Genomic DNA, 7,710 nt, shown 5'->3' with positions numbered 1-7,710 from the left:
GTCTTGGAGAGGTGGTGCAGGTCGGCCATGAGGAGCATGTTCTCCTCGCCGGTGATCAGCCCGTCCACCGCCGAGAACTGCCCGGTGACGCCGATCGCGGCCCGTACCGCCTGCGGCGCGGCGGTCAGGTCGTGGCCGGCGACCTGGGCCTGACCGGAGTCGGCGGTGAGGAGAGTCGAGAGGATCTTGACGACGGTGGTCTTGCCGGCCCCGTTCGGACCGAGCAGGGCGAACACGGACCCGGCCGGGATGCGCAGGTCGATGCCGTCGAGGACGGTCTTGTCGCCGTAGGACTTGCGCAGGCCGACGGCGGAGACGGCGGTCGGGGACGGGCGGCCGTCCCTCTGGTTGGGTGTGTGCATGACATGAGAAGGCATGGGGTTCCCCCGGTCGAAGGAAGAGGCTGCGGGCGGGCGGGAGGGCCGAAGGCGGCCCTCCACGCGGTCAGTTCGAGGCGCGGCGGACGTCGATGTTGCCGTGCCGGGTCCGTGCGCGGACCTTGATGACGGCGTCCGCGCTGTCGGGGTCGGCCGGAGCCTCGGACGCGGTGAGCGTGTTGCGTACCTGGCCGGAGCCCGAGCTCGCGTCGAGCCAGGCGGCCGAGCCTTCGCGGACACCGATCTCGATGGCCCCGTAGTTCGTCTCCAGCTGGACCGTCCCCCGGGCCACGTCGCCCACACGCAGGGTGCCGTAGGCGGTGGTGGCGGTGACCGAGTCCTCCGCGCGGTGGATCTCGATGTCGCCGTGAGCGCCGCTCACCCGCAGTTCGCCGGTGGCGGCCCGGACGGTCGTGGTGCCGTGCGAGTTCTTCAGGACGGCCGGGCCGTCGACGACGCCGACGCGCAGGCTCCCGGAGCTGGTGGTGATCTCGGCCTTGCCCTCGATCCGGTCCACGCTGACCGAACCGTGGGAGGCGGTCAGCCGGAGGGGGCCGGTCGTGTCGAGGCGGACGTCGCCGGAGGAGGTCTTCACATGGACCTCGCCGAGGCGCCCCGCGCCGAATACCTGGGTCCAGGCGCCGGTCACGTCGATCCGCGAGCCGGAGGGCAGTTCGACCGTCACGTCCACGATGCCGGTGCGGCCGAACAGGCCGGACTTGGGCGTCCTGACGATCAGTGTGCCGTTCGCGTAGGTCACCTCGGTCTGGCCGGCCGCCCGCACGTCCATGTCCCGCTTCGGGTCGCGGGGGCTCGCCGCGACGACGGTGTCGAGGCGGTCGCCCGCCGTGAACTGGATGGAGCCGGCCTCCACACGGGCGGTGACCGAGATCGCTTCAGGGGTGTCGAAAGAAGGCATGGCTGTCCCGTCCTCTTGGGTCTTGAGGTCGTCCCCGCTGGTGGGACGAGGTCATGGGTGAAGTGGTGCGGTGGCGCCGGCCGCCCCGGGCGGTGTCCGGCGGATCGTGGGCGGGGTCCCTGTCGGAGTCGTGGCCCGGAGGTCCGGTCGGGGGCGTGGCCGGGGGTGGTGCGTCAGCCGGGACTTTCGCAACACGCTTTAGGGCGTGTGTCGAAAGTCCCGCCCGCCCCACGGGCGGACGGCGCCACTTTCGACACACTCCCTAGCGGACCCAGCCGGTGAAGCTCTGTCCGAGTGCCTGGACCTTCTCCGTCGTGCGCGGCCGGCTGCCGCCGTCGACGGCGCCCGACACGGCCCGTACGAGCCACGCGTTGACCGACAGGCCCTCGCGGCTCGCGGCCTCCTCGGCGCGTGTCTTGAGGTGGGCCGGCAGGCGCAGGTTGACACGGGCGGTGCCACCCTCGTCGCCCTCGGTGGACGCCTGTACGGAGAGCGGTTCGGCGGGGGTGGACGGCTCCGCGGCGGGGGAGTCGGTCGGCGGCAGGGTCACCACGAAGTCGGGGTCGAGGCCCCGGAGCCGTACGTCGACCGAGCCCGGTGCGAGCTCGCGGGTGACCTCGTCCATCGCGGCGGAGAGGACGTTGAGCAGGGTCAGGCGGGTCGCCGACTCCAGGGGAGCGGTGAGCCTCTCGGCCAGCTCGCGGGCGTCGTCGCCGCCGGCCTCGGCGGCCACCGCGAGTTCGCGGCGGAGGGTCTCGACATACGGGGTGAGGTCCATGGCGTCATAATGGCACCATGGTGGCGCCATGCGCAAGCGCCTGTGTGACTGTGCGGTGTCAAGTCTGTGCTGCATGGCTCTGACCTGCTGAAACGTGGTGAAGTTACCGGCGGTGGGCGTGGCGCCATGGGTGTTTTCCGGTGGAGTGGTGCGCGGGGTGGCGCCACGTGGTGTCATGTGGCGCCATGGTGTGCCACGCCGGCGACACGCGGCGTCACCGGAAGGCGGTCGTCCCGCCGCCGCGGTACCTCAGGCCGGGTACGCGTGCGTCTGCGCGGTCTTGACCGTGGCCCAGACCGGGGCTCCCGGGTGCAGGTCGAGCTCGGCGGCGGCGAGCGTGGTGAGGTCGGCGGCGAGGGGGAGTTCGCCCGCGAGGTCCGCGCGGATCTGGTCGCGTCGCGTCTCCAGCCCCACGACCTCGCACCGCCAGAGGTTGCGGGCGCTGGAACCGGTGGGGCGGTCGCGGTGCAGGGTGACCGCGTTCGGAGGGAAGGCCACGAACACCGGTCCTGTGAGGTCCTCGGTGGTGGTGATGGCGGGCCCGGTGTCGAGCCGGACCGTGTGGCCCTCGGCCTGTCCCCGGTAGAGGTTGAGGCCGACGAGCTGGGCGATGTAGTCGGTACGCGGACGGCGGGCGATGTCCGACGGCGCGCCCACCTGGACGACCTGGCCGTGTTCGATCACGACCAGCCGGTCGGCCAGGACCATCGCGTCCAGCGGATCGTGCGTGACCAGCACCGCGACCGCCTCGAACTCGGCGAGGTGGCGCCGGAGCTGGGAGCGGACGTCGAGGCGGGTGCGGGCGTCGAGCGCGGCCAACGGCTCGTCGAGCAGCAAGAGCCGGGGGTGGGTGGCCAACGCGCGGGCGAGTGCGACGCGTTGGGCCTGGCCGCCGGAGAGTCGGCGTGGCTTCGCCCCGGCCCGGTCGGTGAGCCCCATGCGCTCCAGCCATGCGGCGGCCTGGGCCCGCGCCTCGGGCTTGCGTACGCCCCGGCAGCGCGGCCCGAAGGCCACGTTGTCCAGGGCCGAGAGGTGCGGGAAGAGCAGATAGTCCTGGAAGACGACCCCGACTGGCCGCGACTCCGGCGGCGTGCCGTTCAACGCGACCCCGTCCAGCCGCAGATGGCCTTCGGAGAGTGGGGTGAGGCCGGCGAGCGCGCGCAGTGCCGTGGTCTTCCCGGCGCCGTTCGGACCCAGCAGCGCGACGACCTCGCCGGGCCGGGCGCCCAGCGTCACGTCCAGGCGGAAGGTGCCCCGGTCCACCACGAGCCGGGCGTCGAGCCCCTCGGCGGCGGCGGAGGCGCCGGCGGAAGCGGCGGCTGAGGTCCCCGTCATGACGCCGTCATCCAGCGGTCGCGCAGCCCGGCCAGGACCGCGATCGACACCGCCAACAGCACCAGGCTCAGCGCGATGGCGGCCTCCGGGTCGTCCTGCAGGGCGAGGTAGACGGCCAGCGGCATGGTCTGCGTACGGCCGGGGAAGTTGCCCGCGAAGGTGATCGTGGCGCCGAACTCGCCCAGCGCGCGGGCCCAGGCCAGTACGGCACCCGCCGCGATGCCCGGTGCGATCAGCGGCAGGGTGACCCGCCGGAACGCCGTGAAGCGCGAGGCGCCCAGGGTGGTGGCCGCCTCCTCGTAACGGGGGTCGGCGGCCCGCAGCGTGCCCTCCACGCTGATGACGAGGAAGGGCATGGCCACGAACGCCTCCGCCACGATCACCCCCGCCGTGGTGAACGGCAGCGTGATGCCGAACCAGGAGTCCAGCCACTGCCCGACCACGCCGTTGCGGCCCAGCGCCAGCAGCAGCGCCACACCGCCCACCACCGGCGGCAGCACCAACGGCAGCGTCACCAGGGCCCGTACGAACCCGCGGCCGGGGAAGTCGGTGCGCGCCAGCACCCACGCGAGCGGCACCCCCAGGACCAGGCTCACCGCGGTGGCGGCGGTGGCCGAGATCAGGGACAGCTGGAGCGCCTGCCAGACCTCCGTGCTGGACAGCAGTTCCGGCATGTTCCGCCAGGGGGCCCGCACGAGCAGGGCGACCATCGGCAGCAGCAGGAACACCAGGCCGACCAGGGCCGGAAGCAACAGCGGCAGCGGAACCCCGCGCCGGACCGTACCGTCGCCCCGGCCCTTACCGCCGCGCTTCTCGAAACCGCCGCCCCGGCCCGTACCGCTTCGGACACGGCGAAGCCGTGACCGGCCCACCGGAGGGCCCGTCACGGCGTCGGACGCGTCACGCTGCTTCACGGCTGGATGAATCCCGCCCCGGTCAGCACCTGCCGGCCCTCGGCGGACCGCACCAGCTCGATGAACGCCTTCGCCGCCTCGGCGTTGGGGGCGTCCTTCAGCAGCGTGATCGGGTAGTCGTTGATGGCGTCGGCGGACTCGGGGAACTCCACACCCTCCACCTTGTCACCCGCGGCCTTCACATCGGTCTTGTAGACCACGGCCGCGTCGGCCTCCTTGAGCTCCACCTTGGTCAGGGCGCTCTTGACGTCCTGCTCGTAACTGACGGGGGTGAGCTTGAGCCCGGCCGCGTCCAGCGCCTTCTGCGCGGCGGCGCCGCACGGCACCGTCTTGTCGCAGAGCACGACCAACAGATCGGAGTCCGTGAGGTCCTTGAGGGTGGCGACCTTGTCCGGGTTGCCGGGCAGGGTCGCGATCTCCAGCTGGTTGCGCACGAACGTGGCGGGCGTGCCCGCCGCGTCGTCCGCGTCGGTGACGATCGCCATCGTCTTGGCGCTCGCGGCGGCGAAGACGTCGGCGGGGGCGCCCCCGGTGATCCCGGCGGCCAGGCTGTCGCTGCCGCCGAAGTTGAAGACGACCTTCGTGCCCGGGTGGGCCTTCTCGAACGAGGCGCCCAGCGTCGTGAAGCTCTCCTTGAGCGACGCGGCGGCGAACACGGTCACCGTGCCGGAGAGCTTCGGCGTGGCATCGGCGGACGCGGAAGCCGAGGCGGAGCCGGCGGCGTCGGACGCGGAGTCGTCGGAGGAGGAACAGGCGCTCAGCGCCAGCAGCGCGGCGACTCCCACGCCCGTCCACTGCAGGGTCCTACGGGTCCGGCGTGCGGGACGGGTCATCACGGGGTCTGCTCCCTCTGGTCATCGGGAGGAGCCGGACGACTCCTCCGCACTGGTCCGACGGCGACCGCCCGGCCGGCGGCGAGAGGCGCGTCGGCAGCCTGCACGGGCGGATGCACGGACCGATCATACTGGCGCAGATGCCAGGGGGAAGACCCTGATTACCTGGCAAGCGCTGTGATGAGGATGCTTCGGGTGGGGCATATGCGGTTACGGATCGGTCCACGTGGTCGTCCGTTCACGGGTACGCCGAAATCCCGAGGGCCACCCGGCCCCCGGGACACCCGGGACATGGACGCGAAGAACCGCTCAGACGCGGTCGATGTGCACGTTGGTCGACTTCACGCGGGCGGTGGCCTCCATGCCGACCTCCAGGCCCAGTTCCTCCACCGCCTCGCGCGTCAGCAGGGAGACCAGCCGGTGCGGTCCGGCCTGGATCTCGACCTGTGCTGCGACATCGCCGAGCTTCACCGCCGTGACGATGCCCGCGAAGGCGTTGCGGACGGAGGTGTAGGGGACTTCGTCCTCACCCCCGCCGCCGCTCCCGGCGTTACCGGCGACCTCGACGGAGAAGGCCGCCAGATCCCCGCCGTCGATGAGCCGGCGCCCACTCTTGTCGCGGTGCGTGGCCACCCGGCCGGCGTCGGCCCACCGTCGTGCGGTGTCCGGGCTCACGCCCAGCAGGCGGGCCGCTTGGCCGATCGTGTAGGACTGCATGGGCGTCACGGTAGGTGGCCGTTCCTCGCGCACGCAAGCGCGGACGGCGTGCCGCCGCAGGTCCGGCGGGTCGTGGCGGCACGGGGACGCCCCGGGAACTACGGCACGCGAGCGGTCCACTCGTCGCCGCTGTACTTGGTGGCGGCCAGCTCCTCCGCGCGGGCGAGCTCCTCGGCCGTGACGTGGCCGTCGGTGAGTCCGTAGCGGTTGCGGAAGGAGTCGACCATGCGCCCGATGACCGCCTCGCGCGGCAGCCCGGTCTGACGCCGCAGCGGATCGACCCTCTTCTTGGCCGACTTGGTGCCCTTGTCGGACATCTTCTCCTTGCCGATGCGCAGGACTTCGAGCATCTTGTCCGCGTCGATGTCGTAGCTCATGGTGACGTGGTGCAGGACCGCTCCGGGGCCGCCCTTCGGACCGGTGACCCGCTTCTGTGCGGCGCCCGCGATCTTCCCGACCTCGGTCGCGATGTCGTTGAGGGGCTGGTACCACGCCTTGATGCCCATGTCGCCGAGCGCCGCGAGGACCCAGTCGTCCAGATAGGCGTACGAGTCCGCGAAGGAGAGCCCCGAGACGAGGGAAGCCGGAACCGACAGGGAGTACGTGATGGTGTTCCCCGCCTCCACGAACATGGCTCCGCCCCCGGAGATCCGGCGCACCACCCGTACGCCGTGGCGGGCCGCGCCCTCGGGATCGACCTCGTTCCGCAGGGACTGGAAGCTGCCGATGATGACCGCGGGGGCGCCCCACTCCCAGACGCGGAGCGTCGGGGCCCGGCGTCCGGCGGCCACCTCCTCGGTCAGTACCTCGTCCAGCGCCATGTGGAGTTCGGGGGACTGGGGACCCTCGTGGATGAACTGCCAGTCGTAGTCGGTCCAGTCCGTGGCGTGGGCCAGTGCGCGCCGCACCGCCACCGCGATGCCCTCGGTGGTGATCCCGTACATCACCGTGCCCTCGGGCAGCGCCGCCTCCACACGTGCGGCCAGGCCGGCGGCGTCGGTGTCCCCGGGCGCCCCCTCCAGGGCCGCGTCGACGGCCGTAATGGCCTCGTCGGGCTCCAGGAAGAAGTCCCCGGCCACCCGGACATTGCGCAGGGCGCCTGCTTCGACGTCCAGATCCACGACGACCAACTTGCCGCCGGGCACCTTGTACTCACCATGCACGGCTTTGCTCCCTTTCGGTGCGCGGTGTGGACTTCGAGTCTATTGCCCCCAAAGGCGGTGGGGTGGTGGCGGTGCGCCCTTCGTCAGGGTGTCGGCGTCCGCGAGGGGGCCGGGGGTCCTCACCCCTCCCCGCACAAGGTCGCCACTCGGGACCGGCGCAAGTGAACAAGGACCGGGCACCGGCAAGACCGTCGTGGCGCCGCGCCGCGTAGGCCACCTCCCGGGGTTCCTGCGCGACGGCGAGCGCATCCCGCTCACCCCGTACACCAACCCGCTCGTCGACGCACTGCGCTGCGGGCTCGCCAACCTCGTGGAGGACGCGCACCTGCGTGACCGGGCGGACATCACCACCGTGGACACGCCGGCCAAAGGGCTGGAGTTCCGGTGCGTGGCCGTCATCGGCGTGCACGAGGGAGCACTGCCCTACCCGGGCGCCGTGACACCGGCTGATGCGGACGCCCTCCAGCACGAGGCGGATCTGACGGCGGAGCGCTGCCTGCTCTTCGTGGCCTGCACCAGGGCCCGCGACGGCCTCCACGTGTCCTGGACCGGTGTGCCGAGCGCGTTCCCGGCTGAAGCCGGGGAGGTCCGACTGTCTGACGGCTTGACAACCTTGCGGCCTGAAGGCTGACGGTCTGACGACAGGATGGCCGGCGACGGCCGTCGGCCCGCCC

General features: G+C 72.1%; 9 protein-coding genes. 1 reads left to right on the top strand and 8 read right to left on the bottom strand.

Annotated features, from left to right (window positions below):
• The 8 genes from ACFWEP_RS28280 to ACFWEP_RS28245 all read right to left on the bottom strand — a co-directional run.
• Positions 1-377: ATP-binding cassette domain-containing protein (locus tag ACFWEP_RS28280; protein ID WP_387374132.1), on the bottom strand; the 377-nt coding region annotated here is incomplete at its 3' end.
• A 67-nt stretch (positions 378-444) separates the two neighbouring features.
• The gene (locus ACFWEP_RS28275) at positions 445-1,296 is read right to left on the bottom strand and encodes a DUF4097 domain-containing protein (protein ID WP_387374131.1); all 852 of its coding nucleotides are present in this window, start codon (positions 1,294-1,296) and stop codon (positions 445-447) included.
• Positions 1,297-1,558: 262 nt separating this feature from the next.
• Positions 1,559-2,074: a hypothetical protein gene (locus tag ACFWEP_RS28270; RefSeq protein ID WP_387374128.1), complete on the bottom strand. Its 516-nt coding sequence runs from the start codon at positions 2,072-2,074 to the stop codon at positions 1,559-1,561.
• A gap of 249 nt (positions 2,075-2,323) precedes the next feature.
• The gene (locus tag ACFWEP_RS28265) at positions 2,324-3,409 is read right to left on the bottom strand and encodes an ABC transporter ATP-binding protein (RefSeq protein WP_387374127.1); all 1,086 of its coding nucleotides are present in this window, start codon (positions 3,407-3,409) and stop codon (positions 2,324-2,326) included.
• Positions 3,406-4,323, bottom strand: a complete 918-nt coding sequence (modB, locus tag ACFWEP_RS28260; protein ID WP_387374125.1) for a molybdate ABC transporter permease subunit — start codon at positions 4,321-4,323, stop codon at positions 3,406-3,408. Before modB ends, ACFWEP_RS28265 begins: the two co-directional genes overlap by 4 nt.
• Complete coding sequence (modA, locus tag ACFWEP_RS28255) at positions 4,320-5,156, bottom strand: molybdate ABC transporter substrate-binding protein (RefSeq protein WP_387374123.1); 837 nt, start codon at positions 5,154-5,156, stop codon at positions 4,320-4,322. The genes modB and modA overlap by 4 nt, the downstream gene beginning before the upstream one ends.
• Positions 5,157-5,465: 309 nt before the next feature.
• A complete protein-coding gene (locus tag ACFWEP_RS28250; RefSeq protein ID WP_328718459.1) occupies positions 5,466-5,873 on the bottom strand; it encodes a helix-turn-helix transcriptional regulator in 408 nt (135 codons plus the stop codon).
• A gap of 98 nt (positions 5,874-5,971) precedes the next feature.
• Positions 5,972-7,036 carry a biotin/lipoate A/B protein ligase family protein gene (locus tag ACFWEP_RS28245; protein WP_387374121.1) on the bottom strand — a complete coding sequence of 355 codons (1,065 nt, stop codon included), beginning with the start codon at positions 7,034-7,036 and terminating at the stop codon, positions 5,972-5,974.
• 88 nt (positions 7,037-7,124) lie between these two features.
• On the opposite strand from ACFWEP_RS28245, the gene ACFWEP_RS28240 reads away from it, so the two are divergent.
• The gene (locus tag ACFWEP_RS28240) at positions 7,125-7,667 is read left to right on the top strand and encodes a 3'-5' exonuclease (protein ID WP_387374119.1); all 543 of its coding nucleotides are present in this window, start codon (positions 7,125-7,127) and stop codon (positions 7,665-7,667) included.
• Positions 7,668-7,710: the final 43 nt, after the last annotated feature.

It is taken from the genome of Streptomyces sp. NPDC060198 (assembly GCF_042728415.1).
Lineage (GTDB): Bacteria > Actinomycetota > Actinomycetes > Streptomycetales > Streptomycetaceae > Streptomyces.
Note: the sequence above shows the minus strand (reverse complement) of the source record. Positions and strands in the feature narration are given on the sequence as shown.